The sequence below is a fragment of the Streptomyces sp. NPDC002088 genome (assembly GCF_040296605.1).
Lineage (GTDB): Bacteria > Actinomycetota > Actinomycetes > Streptomycetales > Streptomycetaceae > Streptomyces.
Window position 1 is genome coordinate 345,017 of record NZ_JBEOXO010000004.1, and the last position, 21,347, is coordinate 366,363.

General features: G+C 71.9%; 18 protein-coding genes. 6 read left to right on the plus strand and 12 right to left on the minus strand.

Translation table 11 applies throughout. From position 1 onward, the window contains the following. Positions 1–60 precede the first annotated feature (60 nt). Positions 61–828, plus strand: coding sequence for an SDR family NAD(P)-dependent oxidoreductase (locus tag ABT114_RS11515; RefSeq protein WP_351141145.1), 768 nt, complete (start codon positions 61–63; stop codon positions 826–828). Between the two features lie 19 nt (positions 829–847). Here ABT114_RS11515 and ABT114_RS11520 read toward each other — a convergent pair whose 3' ends face one another. Next, positions 848–2,095 (minus strand): ROK family protein, encoded by a 1,248-nt coding sequence (locus tag ABT114_RS11520; protein WP_351141147.1) that lies wholly within the window; start codon positions 2,093–2,095, stop codon positions 848–850. A 257-nt stretch (positions 2,096–2,352) separates the two neighbouring features. Next, entirely contained in the window at positions 2,353–3,006 is a 654-nt protein-coding gene (locus tag ABT114_RS11525) for an alpha-ketoglutarate-dependent dioxygenase AlkB family protein (RefSeq protein ID WP_351141148.1), read from the minus strand. 67 nt (positions 3,007–3,073) lie between these two features. On the opposite strand from ABT114_RS11525, the gene ABT114_RS11530 reads away from it, so the two are divergent. Beyond that, on the plus strand, positions 3,074–4,210 hold the full coding sequence (locus tag ABT114_RS11530) for a methyltransferase (RefSeq protein WP_351141150.1): 1,137 nt from the start codon (positions 3,074–3,076) through the stop codon (positions 4,208–4,210). A gap of 13 nt (positions 4,211–4,223) precedes the next feature. Here ABT114_RS11530 and ABT114_RS11535 read toward each other — a convergent pair whose 3' ends face one another. From ABT114_RS11535 to ABT114_RS11545, 3 genes are all read right to left on the minus strand, one after another. After that, a complete protein-coding gene (locus ABT114_RS11535) occupies positions 4,224–5,513 on the minus strand; it encodes a M48 family metalloprotease (protein ID WP_351141152.1) in 1,290 nt (429 codons plus the stop codon). A gap of 132 nt (positions 5,514–5,645) precedes the next feature. Next, positions 5,646–6,494 carry a class II fructose-bisphosphate aldolase gene (locus ABT114_RS11540; protein WP_351141154.1) on the minus strand — a complete coding sequence of 283 codons (849 nt, stop codon included), beginning with the start codon at positions 6,492–6,494 and terminating at the stop codon, positions 5,646–5,648. A 45-nt stretch (positions 6,495–6,539) separates the two neighbouring features. Continuing rightward, on the minus strand, positions 6,540–7,421 hold the full coding sequence (locus tag ABT114_RS11545) for an SIS domain-containing protein (protein ID WP_351141155.1): 882 nt from the start codon (positions 7,419–7,421) through the stop codon (positions 6,540–6,542). 135 nt (positions 7,422–7,556) lie between these two features. On the opposite strand from ABT114_RS11545, the gene ABT114_RS11550 reads away from it, so the two are divergent. Together ABT114_RS11550 and ABT114_RS11555 are read left to right on the plus strand one after the other, a co-directional pair. Beyond that, the gene (locus tag ABT114_RS11550; RefSeq protein ID WP_351141157.1) at positions 7,557–8,336 is read left to right on the plus strand and encodes a DeoR/GlpR family DNA-binding transcription regulator; all 780 of its coding nucleotides are present in this window, start codon (positions 7,557–7,559) and stop codon (positions 8,334–8,336) included. 95 nt (positions 8,337–8,431) lie between these two features. Beyond that, positions 8,432–10,270: a glycoside hydrolase family 15 protein gene (locus ABT114_RS11555; protein WP_351141160.1), complete on the plus strand. Its 1,839-nt coding sequence runs from the start codon at positions 8,432–8,434 to the stop codon at positions 10,268–10,270. Here the strand turns inward: ABT114_RS11555 and ABT114_RS11560 are convergent. From ABT114_RS11560 to ABT114_RS11580, 5 genes are read right to left on the minus strand one after another with little or no spacing between them, the layout of a single operon-like run. Further along, positions 10,245–12,188, minus strand: coding sequence for a DUF2264 domain-containing protein (locus tag ABT114_RS11560; RefSeq protein ID WP_351141162.1), 1,944 nt, complete (start codon positions 12,186–12,188; stop codon positions 10,245–10,247). The genes ABT114_RS11555 and ABT114_RS11560 overlap by 26 nt on opposite strands. A 22-nt stretch (positions 12,189–12,210) precedes the next feature. After that, positions 12,211–13,266, minus strand: coding sequence for a LacI family DNA-binding transcriptional regulator (locus ABT114_RS11565; RefSeq protein ID WP_351141164.1), 1,056 nt, complete (start codon positions 13,264–13,266; stop codon positions 12,211–12,213). A gap of 52 nt (positions 13,267–13,318) precedes the next feature. Then, on the minus strand, positions 13,319–14,968 hold the full coding sequence (locus ABT114_RS11570; protein WP_351141166.1) for a type 2 periplasmic-binding domain-containing protein: 1,650 nt from the start codon (positions 14,966–14,968) through the stop codon (positions 13,319–13,321). A 59-nt stretch (positions 14,969–15,027) separates the two neighbouring features. Continuing rightward, positions 15,028–15,915, minus strand: a complete 888-nt coding sequence (locus tag ABT114_RS11575) for a carbohydrate ABC transporter permease (protein ID WP_351141168.1) — start codon at positions 15,913–15,915, stop codon at positions 15,028–15,030. After that, complete coding sequence (locus tag ABT114_RS11580; protein ID WP_351141170.1) at positions 15,912–16,766, minus strand: ABC transporter permease; 855 nt, start codon at positions 16,764–16,766, stop codon at positions 15,912–15,914. The genes ABT114_RS11575 and ABT114_RS11580 overlap by 4 nt, the downstream gene beginning before the upstream one ends. 362 nt (positions 16,767–17,128) lie before the next feature. Here ABT114_RS11580 and ABT114_RS11585 point away from each other — a divergent pair, with 362 nt between their 5' ends. Continuing rightward, positions 17,129–17,656 carry an FAD-dependent monooxygenase gene (locus tag ABT114_RS11585; protein ID WP_351141172.1) on the plus strand — a complete coding sequence of 176 codons (528 nt, stop codon included), beginning with the start codon at positions 17,129–17,131 and terminating at the stop codon, positions 17,654–17,656. A 58-nt stretch (positions 17,657–17,714) separates the two neighbouring features. Here the strand turns inward: ABT114_RS11585 and ABT114_RS11590 are convergent, their stop codons facing one another. After that, the gene (locus tag ABT114_RS11590) at positions 17,715–18,047 is read right to left on the minus strand and encodes a DUF2218 domain-containing protein (RefSeq protein WP_351141174.1); all 333 of its coding nucleotides are present in this window, start codon (positions 18,045–18,047) and stop codon (positions 17,715–17,717) included. A gap of 390 nt (positions 18,048–18,437) precedes the next feature. Continuing rightward, the gene (locus ABT114_RS11595; protein ID WP_351141176.1) at positions 18,438–19,496 is read right to left on the minus strand and encodes a glycoside hydrolase family 5 protein; all 1,059 of its coding nucleotides are present in this window, start codon (positions 19,494–19,496) and stop codon (positions 18,438–18,440) included. Between the two features lie 796 nt (positions 19,497–20,292). Between ABT114_RS11595 and ABT114_RS11600 the strand changes: the two genes are divergently transcribed. Then, positions 20,293–21,306, plus strand: coding sequence for a LacI family DNA-binding transcriptional regulator (locus ABT114_RS11600; RefSeq protein ID WP_351141370.1), 1,014 nt, complete (start codon positions 20,293–20,295; stop codon positions 21,304–21,306). Positions 21,307–21,347: the final 41 nt, after the last annotated feature.

Sequence of the window (21,347 nt, forward strand, 5' to 3'; positions counted from 1 at the left end):
GGTCAAGAAAACTGAGCATGCGAAAGCCTGAGAAAGCCTTCCCGGAAGGAACGTCACGCCATGCCCCTCCCCCGCTTCACCGACCACACCGCCCTCGTCACCGGAGGCGGATCCGGCATCGGACGGGCCGTCGCCCTGGCGTTCGCCGCCGAGGGGGCCCGGGTCGTGGTGGCCGGGCGCGGTCGGGCGGCGCTCGACGAGACCGTCGCCCTGGTGGAGGGAACCGGCGGCAGCGCGGTCGCCCTCGTCGCCGACGTGACGAGGGCTGCCGATGTCGACGCGCTGGTCCGGGCGGTGGTGGACCGCTTCGGTGCGCTCGACGTCGCCGTCAACAACGCGGGGGTCTTCCGCGGCGCCGGGCCCGTAGCGGATGTGGCCGAGGAGGACTGGCGGACGCTGCTCGACGTCAACGTCACGGGCGTCTTCCTCGCCCTGCGGGCCGAGATCCGGCAGATGCGCAGCCAGCCGGACGGTGGCGCGATCGTCAACGTCTCGTCCAACCTGGGCCCCCACCGGCAGGCGCGCGGCATCGCCGCCTACGGCGCGTCGAAGGCCGCTGTCTCCGCTCTCACCCGCGGGGCCGCCCTCGACCACATCGCGGACGGCGTCCGTATCAACGCCGTGAGCCCCGGCCCGTCCGACACGGCCATGTCGTTGCGGCCCGGCGAGTCGGCGGCGGACCGTGCCGCACGGATGAAGGAGCTGTCGCCGCTCGGCCGGGTCTCGTCGACCGAGGAGGTGGCTCAGGCCGTGCTGTACCTGGCCTCGGACGCGGCCGCGTCCGTCGTGGGCACGGATCTGGTGATCGACGGCGGGGCGGCGCTGTAAGTACCGGTGATACCCGGGCTCACTGCGCTGCCAGCGCTCCCAGCGGATCGTCGAGCACCGGTTGCCACGCCAACTCCGCCGCGCCGACCAGGCTGTTGTGGTCCAGCGAACAAGCCAGGATGGGCACGCCTCCGCTGCGCCCCCACAGGCTGCGGTCGGCGACCACCGCGCGCAGCCGGTCCGGGTCGGCGTCGATGAGGGTACGGTGCAGGCCGCCGAGGATGATCCGGTCCGGGTTGAGGATGTTCACCAGGCCGGCGAGTCCCAGGCCCAGCCGGTCGATCAGGGCCGCGACGGCCGCGCGGACCGTCGGGTCGTCGTACTCGTCGCGGATCAGGTCGTCGGCCTGCTTCAGCAACGACACCTCGGGGCCCGGCGCACGGCCCGCCGCCATGAGGAGGGCCAGCGGGTCGGCCTCGACGTCGAGGCAGCCGCGGCTGCCGCAGTGACAGGGGCGGCCGCCCTCGGGGTTGACGGTGAGGTGGCCGACTTCGAGGGCCAGGCCCGAACTGCCGGTGTGCAGGCGCCCGTCGAGGACCAGCGCGCCGCCGACGCCCCGGTGCCCGGTGGCCACGCACAGCAGGTCGCGGGATCCGCGGCCGGCGCCGTGGCGGTGTTCGGCGAGCGCGGCGAGGTTGATGTCGTTGGCCGCGAAGGCCGGTCCGGTGATGCCCGCGGCGCGGACGCAGCCGGCGAAGATCTCCCGTACGGGCGCCCCCGCCGGCCAGGCCAGGTGCAGCGGGTTCAGCGCCAGGCCCTCCGGCTCGGCGACCGCGGACGGCACGGCGAGCCCGGCGCCCACGCACCGCCGCCCGGTCTGCCGCAGCAGTTCCGCGCCCGCGTCCACGACAGAGCCGAGCACCTTCGCGGGGTCGGCGTCGACGGTCTCGCAGCCGGGCGCGGTCGCGACGATCCGGCCGCCGAGTCCGACCAGCGCGGCGCGGAACCCGTCGGCGTGCACCTGGGCGGCCAGTGCCACCGGGCCGTCCTCGGCGAGTTCGAGCCGGTGCGAGGGACGGCCCTGCGATCCGGCGGCGGCGCCGGGCCGGGCGTCGACCCTGATCAGGCCGAGCGCCTCCAGTTCCGCGGCCACCGCGCCCGCCGTCGCGCGCGTGACGCCCAGTTCGGCGGTGAGCACGGCGCGGGTCGGTGCGCGCCCGGTGTGCACGAGCTCCAACGCGGGCCCGAGCGCACCGCGCCCCCGGTCCAGCCGCGTCCTCGAGGTGGTCCCTTCCCCCGCCTGCCGGGGGTCCGCCTTGCCGCTCATAAGGGGGAGTCTCCCATGATCCGCTCGCATGCCGGCGATCGCGGCCCGGTCACCGCGCCCACTGCGGTGTCCAGATCCCGCGCGCTGTCCGCCTGGTCGGTCTCCAGCAAGGCCACCATCGCGGCCCTGACGGCCCTGTGGGAGCTGCCGGCCGGTCTCGCCGGCCCCCGCACGGCGCTCGCGCTCGCCGGTCTGCTCCTCCTGGCCACCCCCGCTGCCGCTCCCCCGCCGGAACCCGGCGCGGCAGGGGCGGCGGCTCACCGGAACCCGCTCACCCGCAGGGTGACGTTCAGCCGCCCGGTCAGGCCCAGCCCGGGCGGCGCCGTGCCCGGGTGCACCCGCGGTACCCCGTGGTACGCGAGCCGGGACGGCCCGCCGAACACGAACAGGTCGCCACTGCGCAGCTCGACGTCCGTGTACGGACGCGTCCGCGTCTCGGTGTTGCCGAAGCGGAAGACGCAGGTGTCGCCGAGGCTCAGGGACACCACCGGCGCGTCGGACTGCTCGTCGGCGTCGCGGTGCATGCCCATACGGGCGTCGCCGTCGTAGAAGTTGATCAGTGCGATGTCGTACCCCGCTCCCGCGGCCGCCGCCGGGCCGAGCGCGTCGGCCACCGCGCGCCGGCCCAGCTCACCCAGCCAGGCGGGGAAGGGCTTCACCGGGGTACCGTCGCCGTCGACGACCGTGCGGGCGTAGGCGTACGGGTACCAGTGCCAGCCCAGGCAGACCTGCCGGGCCGTCATGGTGCCGCCGCCGGGGGTACTGACCGTGCGCAGCCCGGCCGGCGGGCGGGCCCACCCGCGGCAGGCGTCGAGCAGTTCCCGCTGGTGCCGGGCGTCGAGCCAGTCCGGCACGTGCACCGCGCCCGGCGCGACGACCGTACGGTCCCGGGGGAACAGCTCGGCGTCCATGGCCCCATCCTCCCCCACCAGCTGTGAGCTGCGGCTCGGCTAGCCTTGACACACGATGAACGACCGTATGACGACTCCCTGGGGCGAGCTCGCGCTGGCCCGCTTCCCCGAGGACCCCCGCGAGCAGCTGCGGGCCTGGGACGCCTCCGACGCGTATCTCCTGCGACACCTCGCCGAGCAGCGCATTCCGCTGTCCGGGACGGTCGTGGTCGTCGGTGACCGCTGGGGCGCCTTGGTCACCGCGCTCGCGGCGCACGGGCCGACGCAGATCACCGACTCGTTCCTCGCGCAGGAGGCGACGCGGGCCAACCTCGCCCGCAACGGCGTCGAGACCGGGTCCGTACGGCTGCTCACGACCCAGGACCCCCCGCCCGACCGGGTCGACGTGCTCCTGGTGCGGGTGCCGAAGAGCCTGGCGCTGCTGGAGGACCAGCTGCTGCGGCTGGCGCCCGCGGTGCACGAGGGCACGGTCGTGGTCGGCACCGGCATGGTGAAGGAGATCCACACCTCGACGCTCCAGCTGTTCGAGCGGATCCTCGGCCCGACCCGCACGTCGCTGGCCGCGCAGAAGGCGCGTCTGATCTTCTGCGCCCCGGATCCCGCGCTGGAACGGCCCGCCAGTCCGTGGCCGTATGCCTACCCGCTCCCCGACGGCATCGGCCCCGCCTCCGGACGCACGGTCGTCAACCACGCCGGTGTCTTCTGCGCCGACCGCCTCGACATCGGCACCCGATTCTTCCTCCAGCACCTGCCCGACAGCCGTGGCACCCAGCGGGTGGTGGACCTGGGCTGCGGCAACGGTGTCGTCGGTACGGCGGTGGCGCTGGCCAACCCGGAGGCCGAGGTGCTGTTCGTCGACGAGTCGTTCCAGGCCGTGGCCTCGGCGGAAGCGACGTACAAGGCGAACGGGGTGCCGGGGCACGCCGAGTTCCGGGTCGGGGACGGCCTCTCCGGGGTGCCGGCCGGCAGCGTGGACGTCGTCCTCAACAATCCCCCGTTCCACTCCCACCAGGCGACGACCGACGCGGCGGCCCGGCGGATGTTCACCGGGGCGCGGCGCGCCCTGCGGCCGGGCGGCGAGCTGTGGGTGATCGGCAACCGGCACCTGGGCTACCACGTCACGCTGCGGCGACTGTTCGGCAACAGTCAACTGGTCGCCAGCGACCCGAAGTTCGTGGTGCTCAAGGCGGTCAAGCGGGGGTGAGCGGGGCGGCCGGCTAGCCCTCGAAGCCGTCCCGCAGGATCCGGCGTGCCACCTTGCCGCGCGCGTCGGTGAGCTCCGCCGTGATCCGGCGCTCCCGGTCGTCGTCGATCCCGACGGCCGCGGGCACCGGCGGACCGACCAGCAGGCAGGCACGCCGCAGATGCGTCGGTGGATGGGTCGTGTCGACGCTGTGTCCCCGCAGGGCGCCGGCGCGCCGCTGGCGCTCGCGCTCGTGGTCCGGGATCGACGCCATGTGCGCGGTGAGCCGCTCCCACAGCCCGTCCGCGGGATCCTCGGTCTTCCTCGCGGCGCGCGGTCCGCCCACGCGCGCGTTGTTGACCTCGCGCCGCAGAGTGGTGGCGGCCGAGTCCGCGACCAGGAGCCGGTCCATGAGTTCCACCGCGGCCACGGTGGACCCTGCGCGGGCGGCCATGCGGTCGGCGAGGTACTCGGCGCGCTGGGTGGCGCGCAGGGTCAGCCGGTCCAGCAGCATCAGCACGCCCTGGACGAGCCAACAGGGCACGAGACAGGCCAGGTTGATGAGCATCTGCATGGCGGTCGTCGGGTTCGGGGTCGGGGAGAAGTAGAAGTGCCAGGTGGTCAGGGAGCGGTACGCGGTCCCGACCACCGCCCCGTGACGGGTGTCCCCGTTGCCGTAGTGGCCGAGTTCATGGCCGAGCAGTGCGATCCGCTGCCGCGGACCGAGGGTCTCCCACAGGGGCACCCCCAGCGTCAGCAGGCGGCGCCCACGCACGCCGTAGGTCATCACGCTCGCGTTGAACTCGGCGTCGACCGCGATCACGTCGACACCGCGGGTGCCGGCCTCCCGGGCGACCTCGTCGACGAGCGCGAACAGCGCGGGCGCGTCGGCGCGCCGCAGTAGCGGCACGTCCTCGGGCAGCCGGGGCGTCCGCGGCCGGAGTGACCATGCCAGTGCCAGGAGGAACACGCCCGGCACCGTCCACAGGCCGCCCCACCCCCTCACGACGAACCAGATCCCGCCCGCGGCCAGCGCAAGGGTCATGCCGTGCACGACAAGCGCGACCGTGTAGGCGAGGACCGACGAGAGATCCCGCCGCGCGCGCAGCGTCCCGCCGGCCATCACCTCGGCCAGCAGCTTCTCCCCGTGGCGTCGGGCCAGCGCACGCCGGGCCCCGGCCAGCCGTCCCGGCTTCTCCTCCGGCCGCGCCGGATCCACGTTCCAGTCACAGGCGGCACACCACGTGGTGAACCGGCTGTCGACACGGATCTCGGCCCCGCACTCGGGACACGGCTGAACCGTCTCCCCCACGACGGTGCGCATGGCGCACGCTCCCCCCTGCCGCGCGGCGCTCTCCCCAGAGGCCGCCTGTACATGACATGACAGAGAGGATCACAGGGGGCGCTCGGAGTAAAGCCCGCGGTGCGCGGCGGCCACCCCTGACGCCGGCGCGAGTCAGCCCAGCACCCCGATGATCCGCGCCACCACCCCCGCCATCGCCGCCCTGCCCACGCTGAGGTACTTGCGTGAGTCGACCGCCTCGGGGTGTGTGGCGAGGAAGTGTCTGATCGCGCCGGTCATGGCGATATTGAGGGCGGTGCCAACGTTCACCTTGGCGATGCCGCCGGTGACCGCCGCGGTCAGTTCGTCGTCCGGGAGTCCGGACGAACCGTGCAGGACGAGGGGGACGTCGAGGGCGCCGGAGAGGCGCTCGAGGAGGGCGTGGTCGAGGGTCGCGGTGCGGGTGGTCATGGCGTGGGAGCTGCCGATCGCGACGGCCAGGGCATCGACGCCTGCGTCGGTCACGAAGGCGCGGGCGCCGGCGGGATCGGTGCGGGCGCCGGGTGCATGGGGATCGAGTGGCGGTGCCCCGTCCTTGCCGCCGACCTGACCCAACTCCGCCTCGATCCACAGCCCTTGGGCGTGTGCCCAGTCGGCGGCAGCCCGGGTCGCGGCGAGGTTCTCCTCGTACGGCAGGCGGGCGGCGTCATACATCACGGAGCTGAAGCCGGCGGCCGGTGCCTGGCGCAGCAGGGCGTCGCTCTGGACGTGGTCGAGGTGCAACGCCACGGGTACGGTGGCGCGTTCGGCGGCGGCGACCGCCGCGCGGGCGAGCGGGAGCAGGCCGCCGTAGCGGAACCTGACGGCGTTCTCGCTGACCTGGAGGACGACCGGTGATTCGGCCGACTCGGCGCCGGCGATGACGGCCTCGACGTGTTCCAGCGTGATGATGTTGAAGGCGGCGACGGCGGAGCGGGTCGCGGCGGCCCGGGTGACGAGCTCGCCGGTGGTCGTGAGGGGCACGGCCGTTCCTTTCCGGTGCGGGGAGGATCCGGGAGTCCTGCGGCGTCAGGGGGCGAGGATCACCGAGCGGGTGAGGTGGCGCGGGCTGTCCGGGTCGAGGCCGCGGGTCGCGGCGACGGCGACCGCGAGCCGTTGGGCGCGCACCAGTTCGGCGAGCGGGTCGAGGCTGCCGTGGACCCACAGGCCGCCAGTGGCGCCCACCTGTCCGGCCAGCCCCTCCGGCGCTGCGCCGAACATCCAGGTCGCCGTCCCCCGGGTGGTGACGCTGATGGGCCCGTGCCGGTACTCCATCGCCGGATAGGCCTCGGTCCACGACAGCGAGGCCTCGCGCATCTTCAGCCCGGCCTCGTTGGCCAGGCCGACCGTCCAGCCGCGGCCGAGGAAGGTGAACTGGACGCAGTCGACGAGCCCTTGGGGCAGGTCGGCGGTGAGCGCCGTGCGGGCGTCGTCGACCACGGCGTCGCAGTGCAGTCCGAAGTGGGCGCGGAGCAGGGTGAGAGCCGTGGTGGCGAAGCGTGTCTGGACCACGGAGCGTTCGTCGGCGTAGTCCAGCAGGACCACGTCGTCGGCCGCGGCCATCACGGGCGTGTCCGGGTCGGCGGTGAGCGCGGTCGTGCGGGTACGGCCGCGCAGCCGCGCCAGCAGCTCCAGCACCTCCGTGGTGGTGCCCGAGCGGGTGAGGGCGACGACCCGGTCGTACGTCCGGCCGTACGGGAACTCCGAGGCGGCGAAGGCGTCCGTCTCCCCCAGGCCGGCCTCCTCCCGCAGCCCCGCCGCCGCCTGCGCCATGAAGTACGAGGTGCCGCAGCCGACGAGCGCGACCCGCTCCCCCGGCGCCGGCAGCACACCGCCGTGTCCCGCCGCCTCCGTGGCGGCGCGTGTCCAGCACTCGGGCTGGCTGATCAGCTCGTCCTCGACATGGGTCATGTCGCACCCCTCCCCGTGATGCTTGTTCTTGCAAGATATAGCGATCTTTCGAGCATCTTCAAGCATTTGGCGGAAGTGGGGGTGCGCTATGGTCGCGGGAACGATCGAGTGCCGTGGACGAACGGAGAGGTGCGGATGTCGCGCGACGCCCGCTGGAAGGCGCTGCTGGAGCTGCTCGTCGAGCGCGGCCGGCTGGACGTGGAGGAGGCGGCCGCCGACCTGGACGTCTCGTCCGCCACGATCCGCCGCGACTTCGACCAGCTGGCCGAACAGCAGATGCTCGTCCGGACCCGGGGCGGGGCGGTCGTACACGGGGTGTCGTACGAGCTGCCGCTGCGCTACAAGACCGCCCGCCGCGCCTCCGAGAAGCAGCGCATCGCCAAGGCCGTGGCCGAGCTCATCACGCCCGGCGAGGCGGTCGGGCTGACCGGCGGTACGACCACCACCGAGGTGGCACGAGCCCTGGCCGTACGCGGCGACCTCGCCTCCGGCTCACCCGCGCTGACCGTCGTGACGAACGCGCTCAACATCGCCACCGAACTGGCCGTTCGGCCACAGTTCAAGATCGTGGTGACCGGCGGGGTCGCGCGGGCACAGTCGTACGAGCTGATCGGACCGCTCGCGGACGGCGTACTGGGCCAGATCACGCTGGATGTCGCGGTCCTCGGTGTCGTCTCCTTCGACGTCACCCATGGCGCCGCCGCCCACGACGAGGCGGAGGCCGCCATCAACCGGCTGCTGTGCGAGCGCGCCGAGCGGGTGGTCGTCGCCGCTGACTCCAGCAAGCTGGGCCGCCGGGCCTTCGCCCGGATCTGCGCGGCCGAGTCGGTGAACACGCTGGTCACGGACACGGCGGCCGACGCCGACACGGTACGGCGGTTCGAGGAGGCGGGGATCCGGGTCCTCGTCGTCTGACAGTACGCGGCGTCGAACAGCTTCCCGGCGCTCTCTGGGCCGGTTCGGCCTAAGCTGGAGACCCGCGTGGTACGGGCCGACCCAGGGAGGCTGCGATGGCGGAGACATCGTTCTGCCAGGACGTGCCCGGCGGCGCCCGCTACCTGCCGATCGCCGAGCACGGGCTGATCGGCGACCTGCGCAGCGTGGCCCTGGTGGGGACGAACGGCACGATCGACTGGTACTGCTGCCCCTCCTTCGACTCCCCCAGCGTCTTCGGCTCGATCCTGGACGCCGAGCGGGGCGGCTGTTTCGAGCTGGCGGCGACCGTGCCGGCGAAGACCAAGCAGTTCTACTTCCCCGACACCAACGTCCTGATCACCAGGTTCTTCACCGAGGACGGCGTCGGCGAGGTGCAGGACTTCATGCCCATCACCGGCGAGACGGGCTCCGAGGCCGAACGCCACCGGCTGATCCGGCGCGTGCTGTGCGTACGCGGCTCCATCCCCTTCCGCACCCGAGTGGCACCGCGCTTCGGCTACGGCGCCGAGCCGCACACCCTCCGCCTGGCCGGCGACGTGGCCGTCTTCGAATCCGAGAAGCTCTCGCTCGGGCTGACAGCCACGGTGCCTTTGGAGGTTCACGGGCCGGACGCGCGGGCGGACTTCAAGCTCGGCGAGGGAGAGGCGGCGGTGTTCGCCCTCGACCAGCTGGGCGCCGAGGTGGCACCGCGCCGGTGCCCCCACATGGAGGCGGAGGAGCAGTTCTGCGCCACCGTCGCGTACTGGCGGCGCTGGCTGTCCGCCTCCAAGTACCGGGGCCGCTGGCGGGAGCAGGTGCACCGTTCGGCCCTCACCCTGAAGCTGCTCACCTACGCCCCCTCGGGCGCGATCGTGGCCGCGCCGACCACGAGCCTGCCCGAGCAGCTCGGCGGCGAACGCAACTGGGACTACCGCTACGTGTGGGTGCGCGACGCCGCCTTCTGCGTCTACGCACTGCTGCGACTGGGCTTCACCGGCGAGGCCAAGGCGTTCATGGAGTTCGTGACCCGGCACGTCAGTCCGGGCGACAGCAAACCCTCCGGCCCGCTGCAGATCATGTACGGCATCGACGGGCGCACCGATCTGGCCGAGCGTGAGCTGGCCCATCTGGAGGGGCATCACGGCTCCGCGCCGGTGCGCGTCGGCAACTCGGCCGCCGAGCAGCTCCAGCTCGACATCTACGGCGCCCTGATCGACTCCATCTACCTCTACGACAAGTGGGCGGAGCCCATCTCCAGCGACCAGTGGGACGACGTGTGCGAGCTGGTCTACTGGGTCTGCGAGCACTGGGACCAGCCCGACGAGGGCGTCTGGGAGACCCGCGGCGGCCGCAAGAACTTCCTGTACTCACGGCTGATGTGCTGGGTGGCGATCGAACGGGCCATCCGGATGGCCAACCGGCGCGGCCTGCCCGCCGACCTGATCCGCTGGCGGGAGTGCCGCGACTCGATCTACCGGCGCATCCACAGCCGGGGCTGGTCCGAGACGCGCCAGGCGTTCGTGCAGCACGAGGGCAGCGACGTACTGGACGCGGCCGTGCTGATGATGCCGCTCAGCAAGTTCATCGCCCCCACCGACCCCAAGTGGTTGTCCACGCTCGACGCGCTCACCAACGACCTGGTCTCCGACTCGCTGGTCTACCGCTACGACCCCCAGGCCAGCCCGGACGGCCTGCGCGGCGACGAGGGCACCTTCTCCATCTGCTCCTTCTGGTACGTCGAGGCCATGGTCCACGCCGGCCGGGTCGACGAGGCACGGCTGGCCTTCGAGAAGATGCTCACGTACGCCAACCATCTGGGCCTGTACGCCGAGGAGATCAGCCAGACGGGCGAACAGCAGGGCAACTTCCCGCAGGCGTTCACCCATCTCGCCCTCATCAGCGCGGCCTTCAACCTGGACCGGGCCCTGGGCTGACGGCCGCCACGCGTTCGGTCGTACCGTCCGGGAAGCGGACCTCGAGGTCTCCGTCGCCGGTCAACCGCGCCTGCGCACCCGTCCGCAGGGCATGGGTGTCCCCGGACACGAGCGGGTCGGCCGTGAGGACCACCAGGGTGACCAGGAGGCGGGTGCCGCCGGGGTGGGACGCGGTGAGTACGGGGACGGCCGAGTGGTCGCCGTAGGCGTTGTGGCCGCGGGTCCGCGCGACGGCGGTGTCGGCCTCGTCCCAGCCGAGCAGGCCCACGGCCGCCGAGGTCAGACCGTCGGCGCGCCGGGCCACCGCCCAGCCCGGGCCGGTGTCCGCGACCGGCGGTGCGGTGTCGCAGGCGACCGCCCAGCCGCCCTCGCGGACGACGGTCCCGGCCGGCGCGTCGACGCGGTGCACGCGCACCTCCCAGGGGCCGTGCACGACGCTGGTCGTGACGATGGCGTCGAGGTTGTCGCCGTCCGGCGCGAGCGGGGCGTGCGTCGACGCGGCGCAGCGGCCGTCGGCGTACAGCGGGTCGATACGGCCACGGCGGGAGGCTCCGGCGGCCGTCAGCAGGGCGAGGTGATTGTCGGGGACGTAGGGTTCGTCGCCGGGCGGGGTCTGCGGGGCCGTCGCGGTGGAGTAGGCGAACCTGGTGTAGTGCGGGCTGTCGTCGGAGGCGGCGGGCGGGGGCGGGAGCCGGTCGCTGCCGTGGTTGACCAGTCGTACGATCCCGTCGGCGGCCGTGGAGTGCAGCAGCCAGCCGGGTGCGGGCAGCGCCAGGTACTGGTCGGCGGTGTCGACGGGGCCCGGCTCCTCGGGCGCCGTCCACACCGGGTGGTCGGCGGGCAGCAGCAGGCCGAGGAACGCCTTGCTCGCCCAGTACGGGGAGGCGGGTCCCGAGTAGGGCTGGGTGACCGGGAGGTAGGGGCGGTACCAGCCCAGGCTCAACAGGCCGTTCTCATCGGGTACTTGGCGGTCGGCGAAGTGCTTCAGGGCGCCGGAGGCGAGACGGCGGGTACGGCCGGGCGGCAGCGGGGTGGCGTCGGCGAGGGCGCCCGCCCACAGCGGGGCGGCGGTGGCGAAGCGGTAGGTCAGGGAGCGGCCCTGGTGGACGGGCGCACCGTCGGAGCCGAAGAAGTACTGATGGACCTCCAGGAATTCCCGCAGCCGGGCGCGGTGTGTCGCGACGAGGGCGGGGTCGGCGTGCGGGCCGGCGATGCGCGCCCACAGGACGGGGTACAGGTGCAGGGCCCAGGCGTTGTAGTAGTCGAACTTCCGACCGGCGCCGTCGGTGTACCAGCCTCCGCCCCGGTACCAGTCGTCCAGGCGAGCGAGACCCGCGTCGATCTCGGCGCGGTTGTGCGGGGCGCCGACCGAGGCGAGGAACTCCTCCGTGATGACCTGGAAGAGCCGCCAGTTGGAGTCGTTGGCGGTGGCGCCCACGAAACCGCCCAGCCATGCGGCGGTCCTCTGCCGTACGGCTTCGGGCAGTTGGTCCCAGAGCCACGGGCGGGTCTCGTGCAGGGCGATCGCGACGGACGCCGCCTCGACCATGGGCTGGGAGCGGTCGGTGATCGGCGGCCAGTGTTCCGGATGGTGCGGGTCGGTGCCGGCGGCGAGGCCGGTGGCGTAGCGCTCGATCAGTTCGGGACCAGCCTGCCCGTCGGATCCGGCGATGCGGAACGCGGCGAGCAGGAAGGAGCGGGCGTAGCCCTCCAGCCCGTCCGACCAGGCACCGGAGTGACTGGCGCGGCCGGGGAGGCGGTACTGGGCGAGGCCGGGTGTGGCGTACGGGCGGAGCCCGGTCAGCAGTCGGTCGGCGGTGGCCTCCCAGTGGGCCCGGGTGTAGCCGGTGCGGGGGGACAGCGCGAGGTCGGGGGAGGGCAGGTGGCCGGCGTCGGCCGACAGGTGCGGCGCGGTCATACGGGGGTGGATCCTCCGTCGGTCAGTGGGGGCGCCCGGGCGGGGGCGCGGCGACGCTGTCGCGTACGACGATGTGGGTGCCGAGCAGGTGGTGGATGCCGGCGGCGTGTTCGGGGTCGCGCAGGGCGATGCGCACGGCGGCGCGGCCGAGTTCCTCGGCGGGGGTGCGGACCGTGGTGAGAGGGGGGTTGAAGTCCTCGGCGAGCGGTATGTCGTTGTAGCCGACGACCGAGATGTCGTCGGGTACGCGCAGGCCCGCGTCGGCGATGGCGCGCAGGGCGCCGGCGGCGACCATGTCGTCCCCGGCGAAGACGGCCGTGAACTCCGGGCCTTCCTTGAGGAGTTCGGTCATCGCGTGGTGTCCGGCCGTCCGGCCGAGTCCGCAGTCGACGACGTGCGCGGCCTCGGGCGGCAGCCCGTGCTCGGCGAGAGCGGCCCGGTAGCCGGTGACGCGGGCGTCCAGGGCCGTGTTGCCGGGCAGCCCGCCGAGGAAGACGATCCTGCGGTGCCCCGCGGAGAGCAGATGCGCGGTGATGGCGCGGGCCCCGGCCTCGTTGTCGAACTCGACGACCAGCGCCGGGATGTCGGGGTCGGGGGCAGGCCGTCCGCACAGGACGAGCCGGGCGCCGGAGGAGTCGAGGGCCTGCGCGTAGTGGGCGACGCGCTCACGGTAGGCGTCGTCCTCGACGACCCCGCCGACGAGGATCACCAGCCGGGCGCCCTCCTCCCGCATGAGCTGCACGAACTCCAGCTCGCGCTGCGGGTCGCCGCCCGTGGTGCCGACCAGGCAGAGCCAGCCGTGGGTGGCGGCCTCCGCCTCCACGCCCTCGGCGACCTGGGCGTAGAAAGGGCTGGTGACCTGGCGCAGGACGACGGCGACCATCTTGCGGCCACCGCCGACCAGCGCCCGGGCGTGGGCGTTGGCGACGTAGTCGAGGGCGGTGGCGGCGCGCAGGACCCGGGCGCGGGTGGCCGGCGGGACCGGGTAGTTGCCGCTGAGGACGCGCGAGACCGTGGCCACGGACACGCCCGCCCGTTCCGCCACCTCACGGATGGTCACCCGCCCTTGTGCCGCCATGTGTCTCCCCGTCCCTTTGTGTCGCGCCGTGTACGTGTCCGCCGGTGCCGCCTCACACGTTGGCGGCATGCTCCTTGGCGTATTCCTCGGCCATTCTGTCGCCGCCGCGGGACCGCCAGTTCTTCACGGCGGTGTCGTAGTCGGACATCGGGGAGCGGCCGGCGACGACCGCGGTGATCGTGTCGTCCATGAGGGCCTTGAGCGTGGCGCCCTGGGCGGTGTCGGTGGTGGACTTGAGTCCGTAGGAGGCGTTGCGGATCGCGACCGGGACGACCTTCTGCTGCCAGGCGTGCAGGGCGCGAACGGCTTCGGGCATGCCCGATACGAACAGCACCTGAGGGCCCTCGGCGAGGTACCGGAAGGGCAGGTTGGAGACGTTCTCCACCTCGCCGAGCTTCGTCGCCTCCGGCGAGCCGTCCTTGCCACGGGTGAAGTGCACGCCCTCCAGGCCGTAGTGCGCGAGCTCCCACTCCTTGGAGCCGAACGGGGCGGCCAGGTAGTCGAGGAGGCGCAGCAGGAGTTCGATGCGTTCCTTCTTGGCCTTCTTCAGGATGGTGTAGCCGAAGGAGCGGCGGGCGGCGACGATGCCGCCGGGGGTGCCGTCGACGCTGTACGGCAACGCGGGCGCCGGGGTCAGCAGGCCCTTGGAGTCGGGGTAGCGGGTCTGGTAGGCGCCGAAGCCGTCCTGGAGGGAGCCGACGGTTCCGTTGAGGAACAGGGTGCTCAGGTCCACGGACGACAGCGAGGTGGCGTCTGGGTGGTAGGAGCCGTTCTTGCGCAGCTGTGCCTGGTAGGCGACGGCTGCCTTGTAGCGCTCGTCGGTGTAGTTGGGGTGGAAGGCGCCGTTCTTGTCCACGGCCCAGGCGTTGGGGGCGTTGTGGGCGGCGGCGTGCACTCCGTTGCCGAAGAGCGAGCCGGCGGCGGCGCCGAGTGCGTACGTCCGGCCGTGGGTGCCCTTCTTGGCCACGGCGGCGAAGTCCTCGGAGGTCCAGCCCTCCTTCATGCCCGCGTCGGTGAACAGGCCCTGGTTGAGCCAGAGCGTCGAGCCGGGCAGCGGGCGTTCGAGGGGGATGCCGTAGATTTGCCCGCCGATGCGGCCCATGTCGCGCCAGGCGTGCGTGGGGATGCCCGCCAGGTTGGGGTACTCCTTGATCGCGTCGCCGGAGAGGTACGGCGTCAGGTCCTCGGCCCTGCGCTGTACGAACTGGGCCTCGCGGGGCAGCGTGAACCCGGAGAAGACGTTGAGGATGTCCGGGAGCGAGTCGGGGTCGCCGGCCATCACGGTGGCCATCTTCTTCTGGTAGTCGGCCTGCGGGATCACGGTGAACTCGATCTTGACGCCCAGGGCCTTCTCGACCGCCCGCCAGTACTGGTTCTGTGACGCTCCCTTCGGCGGTGTGCCGAACGTGACGGACATGACCTTGATCGTGGAACCGTCGCCGGGCGTGCGCGCGACCGAGGTGACCAGGTCGGCGGGGTAGGAGGTGTAGCCGGCCTGGACGCCGGCGTCGGTCGGGGCGAGGTCGGGCTTCGGCCCGGCGGCCGCCGTGTAGGCGGGCCAAGGGGCCAGTTTCTTCCCCGCGTTGGAGACGTCACCGTCGTCCGAACCGGTGGAGCACGCGGTCAGCAGACCGGGGACGGAGACGACGGCACCACCCGCGGCCACGGTGCGCAGCAGCTTGCGTCGGGACATGCTGGGCATGGCGAGCGACCTTTCTGGATGCGGCTCTTGATGATCTGTCGGCCGGAGTCGGCCGGTGTTCAGCTCTTGATGGCGCCGGTGAGCACGCCCTTGGTGAAGTACTTCTGGAGCAAGGGATAGACGAGCAGGATCGGCACGGTGGCGATGACCAGGACCGCCATCTGGATCGTCTGCGGCGCGTTGACCGTGCCCTCGCCGGTGGTCGTGTCGGTGAGGCCCGAGCCCGCCACGACGTAAGTACGCAGGACCTGTTGGAGCGGCCAGTGGTCGCTCTCGAGGTAGAGCGAGGCGTAGAACCAGGAGTTCCAGTACGCCACGGCGTAGAACAGTCCGACGACGGCGAGGGCCGCCTTCGACAGGGGCAGCACGATCGACCACAGGACCCGGAGGTCGCCGGCCCCGTCCAGGCGCGCCGCCTCGTACAGCTCCTCGGGGATTCCCTGGAAGAAGCCGCGCAGGACGACCAGGTTGAAGACGTTGACGAGCACCGGGAGGATCAGCGAGCCGTAGTTGTCGAGGAGGTTGAGCTCCTTGACGAGCAGGAAGCTCGGGATCATGCCGGGCGGGAAGAGGAAGGTGAACAGGATCAGCAGCAGGACCGGTCTGCCGCCGAACACGCCGGGGCGGGACAGGGCGTAGGCGAGGCTCACCGTGCAGGCGAGACTGAGCAGGGTGCCGACAACGGTGACGCCGGCGCTGACGCCGAGGGCGTGGGTGACGATCCCGCCGTCGAGGATGTCACGGTACGCCTGGAGGGTGGGGTGCGTCGGCCACAGCACCCAGCCGCCGTTCGCCACGACCTCGCGCTGGGAGGCGAGCGAGGTCGACAGGATGACGAGGAACGGCACGCAGACCAGCAGGACGACCGCGACGAGGGCGACCGCTTTGGCTGCCTGGGTGGCGGGCTTCGGCTTCTCCATCCAGCCGGGCCGGACCTGGGCGCTCACCTGTAGACCCCCTGTTCGCCGAGGCGGTGGGCGACCTTGTTGGCCGCGTAGACGAGCACGGCGCCGATCAAGCCCTTGAACAGGCCCGCGGCGGCGGCGAATCCGTAGTCGCCGCCCACGATGCCCCGGTAGTAGACGAAGGTGTCGATGATCTCGGCGGCCTGCGGGCCGACCGCGTCGCGCTGGAGCAGCATCTGCTCGAAGCCGACGGAGAGGATGTCCCCCAGGCGCATGATGAGCAGCAGGATGATCACCGGGCGGATGGCGGGCAGGGTGACGTGCCAGAAGCGCCGCCAGGGCCCGGCACCGTCGATCGCGGCGGCCTCGTACTGCTGCTCGTCGACCTGGGAGAGCGCGGCGAGAAAGATGATCGTGCCCCAGCCGGCGTCCTTCCAGATCACCTGGGCGACGACGAGTGGCTTGAAGGCGTCGGGGTTGCCGATGATGTCGACGCTGTGCAGCCCCGCGTCACCGAGGTAGCCGTTCAACATCCCGGTGTCGCCCAGGACCTGCTGGAAGAGGGCGACGACGATCACCCATGAGATGAAGTGCGGCAGGTACGCCACCGACTGCACGAAGCGGCGGACCGTGCTCCAGGTCAGGCTGTGCAGGAGCAGGGCGAGGGCGAGCGGGACGGGGAAGTAGAAGACGAGCTGGAGGATCGCGATCCAGAGCGTGTTGAGGACCGCGTCCCAGAACTCGCCGTCCTCGAACATCCGCTGGAAGTTGCCGAAGCCCACCCACGGACTGCCCCAGATGCCGTCGAACGGCACGTACTCCTTGAAGGCGATGACGTTCCCGATCAGCGCCCCGTAGTGGAACACGAGGAAGTAGGCGAGCCCGGGCAGCATCAGCAGGAACAGCGTCCGACTGCGGCCTGAGTGAAAACGTTTTCGCTTGCTTCCCGGGCCGCCCGGACCGCGGAGCGACTTGCCATCTGCCGCTTTACCGGGGCTCTCTCGCAGCAACGTCGCCACGGAGCGTCCTCCCCTCAAGGTGTCGAGTGAGAGGTAGTTAAAACGTTTTCAGTGAGGCGGTCAACACTTCTGACACGACTGGTGAATTGGCGCGGCGACGTCGACGGCTCGCCGCCGGGGGTGGTGCCCGGCAGCCGGCCTGAATCGGTTTCCTGGTCGAACTGCCCTTGCACACGGCACTCTTGACACAGCGCAGAAACCTGGATGTGGATCGGCACCGAAGACGCAGCGCACTGATGCCGCCCACCGGGTGCCTCGGCGGCACCACCGGCATCGCGGACGCCCACGACCTCGCCCGGAAACCGGCCGCGGTGCCGCGCGGCACGGTGCGCCCGGGGTTGCCCGCGACGTACGAGACGGAACGGCGCCCGGCGGCCGAACGCACCATGCGCCAGGCGTACCTGCGCGGCCGCACCCGGTGGCGCCTGCCCGGCGGCCGGCGAACGCCTCCTGATGGACCGTTCTTGGGCCGCACCGCGCGCTACCGGCAGCTCAGGCTGGGCACCATGGACCGGCCGGGCCCGGCCCGCGTCGACTCGGGCGACGGCCGGTCCGTCCCGGAACTGGTCGACGCGGTGCTCGCGACCGTCGGAGCGCAGGTCACTGTGGGGCGGCCCTCGGCGCCGTCCTGGCGCGCGGGCTCAGCTCAGCGTCACGTGCACGAGATCGATCTCCTCGCCGCGAGCGCGGGCGAAGCACCGGCTCGGCGTCCTCAGCGACGCCGGCTGCGCAGCCTCTGCGCCGTGGACTCGATGCACGGGTGACGGTCCGATGCGCCGTGGACTCGATGCACGGGTGACGGTCCGATCCGGCCCGGAGCCGTCATGCGGGATCTCCCCCGCCCCGCTGCGTGGTGCCGGGCTCACCGCTGTCGCGCCGCCACGCGACGACCAGTTCGTCCTTGGTGCCGAAGCGGACCAGGTGACGGCCCACGACGTCCTCGAGCCTGGCCAGGTGTTCGGTCTCGGCCTCCACGGTGAGCAGCAGGGCCCCCTCGGTGGCGGCGAGGGACCCGGTCCCGTCCGCGAAGACGAGGCGGCCCTCGCCGGTGTCCTCGTCCCAGCTGGTCTCGGCGCGCCGACCGAGGTGGGCGGCGAGTTGCTTGGCGTAACGGTGCGGGCGGTCGGTGGCGACGCGGGCTTCCGAGCGGGGCATGGTGACTCCCGGGGTGGCAGGAAGTACGGCCCTCCGGAGCGGCAGGCCGTACGGCGGCTTCGCGGGGCGGGCCGTCCACCCCTGGCTACCAGGTGTCGGCGCGCCCCGCACTCCCGCCACCGCAACCTAAGGATTCCCGGCGTGGGCTTGCCCCCCCCTCTGCGGGACGCGCCGGCAGAGCACCGGCCCGCGTGGAATCCCGGAGGGCGCCCGGCGGGCGCTGTCGGAAGGGAGGACGGGTCAGCGGTCCCGGTACGGGCGCGGTAGAGCCGGCGCCTCCACGGACGGGGAAGAAGCGATGTGCGCCCTGTTCGTTTGCGCACACCACGGGTGCGGTCGGCCGCCGCGCGCGAGCACCGCGGCCGACCGGCGGTTACACCGAGGACCTGGTCAGGGCTGGACGGGCTTGCCGCGTCCCCAACCCCAGGCGAGGCGGTCGGCGCCGGACTGGTTGGTGGTGGCCAGCCAGGGGCGGGCGGTGGTGCCGGTGAGCGTCTGCAACGAGTAGGTGTCGTCGGTGCGCAGGCCCGGCCAGTACACCGAGCCCATCTTCAGCTCGCGGAAGGTGTCGGTGACGGCCTGGACGTAGTTGATGAAGTTGTCGTCCGGGGTCTTCACGTTGTAGTTCAGGCCGGTCGTCATCGGGGCGCCGAACTCGTCCGCCACGGTCCGGTTCGCGCAGTCGCCGATGCGCTCCTTCAGGTCGGACACCCACTGGTCGTACGTGGCGTACTCCTTCCAGAAGCCGTAGTGGTGCAGGGAGAGGTAAGTGCCCTTCAGACGCGGGTCGGCACAGACCGAGGTGACGTGGTCGTTGTAGCCGGCGCCGCTGACGAAGACCCGGTTGCGCGGGACCGACGGGTAGGTCGCGAGCCACATCGCGGCGATGTCGGCCCACTCGGTCTCGGTGTAGCCGTGCGGCTCGTTCATCGGCTCGAAGTAGACGTGCTTGTCGTTCTTGTAGTCCTTGACGACCGTGTTCCACATCGGCCAGTACGTGGCCTCGTCGTCGATGTAGCCGTCCTTCTGGGCGCCCGTGCCCTCCCAGTAGGAGACGATGACCTTGAAGCCCTTGTCGGACGCCGCGTCGATGACCCCGCGGTACGACTTCCAGTAGGACCCGTTGACCGTGTACGGGTTGATGGGCAGCCGGACCGTGTTGGCGCCGAGGTTGGCGCGGAAGGCCGAGATGATCCGGCTCGCCTTGGCGTAGGTCTGGGCGTAGCTGTCCGAGAGCGACAAGCCGGACAGTACGACGGGGTCGTCGGCGAAGTTGTCGCGAGGGTCGGCCCAGTTGACGCCCTTGAACTGGGTGGTGTCCGTGCCCGGCGCGGCGGCGGAGGCGGGGGTGCCGGCCAGGGTCGTACCACTGATCGCGGCGATCGCGACCGCCACGAAGGCGCCGCGCAGGCGAGGGGTGAAGCGGGTTCTGGCGGGGGTCTTGCGCATCAGCTTGCCCTTTCAGGAAATGCCGGCTCGGCGCAGGGGGAGTCTGCGCACGGAGGAGCGGCCGTCGGGAGGTGTGACGGGCCGGTGGCGTGGTCTCGGCTCGCCGTTGGCTGGCCCGTGATGACGGGCGGGTCTCAGTGCCCTTTGCAGTTGGCGTGCAGGAGAGGGGAAGGCGGTCATGCCGTCCGCGCGGGCGGCATGTCGCCGCCGCCCTCCCTGAAATCGGGAGAGCTCAGCTGCGCGGGAGTCGCGGAGAGGGCACCGCCGACGCGTCTCTGCACGCCCACGTCGGTGTCGGAGTCCTCAGGAAACGCGTAAGGCGGGGTTCTTGGCGGTGCCGGTCCCCGTAGCGGCGGGCGGGCTTGCGCCGTCGCGCCGGCGGCCGGTCCAGGATCGCCGTCCCGAGGCGGACGGCCGCCACGCACTGTGCAGCCTCGTCTGCGGTGCTGGGACCATCGACGCGCTCCTCCTTGCTCCACCAACCGCGACACCATGTTTACGTAAACATCCGGGAGACGCGACGGTGACCGGATCTTGCATCGGCGCTGCTCCCGCGGCGATGTTTACGTAAACTTCAGGGCGTCGGAATCGTGACAGCAGCTCCAGCGATCGTCAAGGTTTCCCACGCGTAACATCCGTTGCACTGCATGACGAAGCCCCGGCCCCGGGGTCGAGAGAGGCGGGTGGTGGAGCGATGAACCTGAACCACCAGGACGAGCAGGTCTCCGCACCCGCGGGCGGTGCCCAGCGGGGCGGCTCCGGCGTGCCCGGCGGGCGCCGTAAGCAGCGCGTATCCATGGCCGATGTCGCCAAACTCGCGGGCGTCTCGTCACAGACGGTCTCGCGGGTCTCCAACGGCCATCCCGGGGTGATCAGTTCGACCCGGGAGCAGGTGCTCGCAGCGATGCGGGAACTGGGCTACCGGCCCAACAGCGCCGCGCGCGCCCTGCGTTACGGCCAGTTCAACACCATCGGCGTGATCCTCTTCAGCCTGTCCTCGACGGGCAACAGCCGCACCGTGGAGGCGATCGCCACACACGCCGCAGCCGAGGGATACGCGATCACCCTGATCCCCATCGACGTCCCGACCCAGGACAACGTACTGGGGGCCTTCACCCGGATGGGCGAGCTGGCCGTCGACGCCGTCATCGTCATCATGGAGATCCATCTGCTCGACACCGGCACGGTGCAGCTGCCGCCCGGTGTGCAGGTCGTCGTCGTGGACTCCGACGCCGGGGACCGCTACAGCGTGGTCGACACGGACCAGGCCAACGGCGCCCGGAAAGCCGTCAGGCACCTTCTCGACCTGGGACACCGAACCGTATGGCATGTGACCGGCCCCCAGACGTCCTTCGCCGGCCAGCGCCGGACCCACGCCTGGCGCACCGTCCTGGAGGAGGCCGGACGCCCCGTGCCGCCACCCCTGCACGGCGACTGGTCGGCCGAATCCGGCTACGCGGCCGGTCTCGCGCTCGCCGGGGAACCCGACTGCACCGCCGTGTTCGCCTCCAACGACCAGATGGCCCTGGGCCTGCTGCGCGCCTTCCATGAGCGCGGCCTCTCCGTCCCCACCGACATCAGCGTCGTCGGCTTCGACGACATCGCCGACGCCGCCTACTTCGTCCCGCCCCTCACCACCGTCCACCAGGACTTCGCCGAGGTGGGTCGCCGCTGCGTCCAGGGCGTCCTGCGACAGATCCACACCCGCGGCGGCTCCCAGCCCGGGACCGACCTCGTCCCGACCAGTCTGGTGATCAGGCACAGCACGGCAGCGCCACCAGGGTCTTCAACTGGTGGGGGTTTCGCTTAGGACGGCGACACCATGTGCATCTTCGACTACGGCAACGAGAC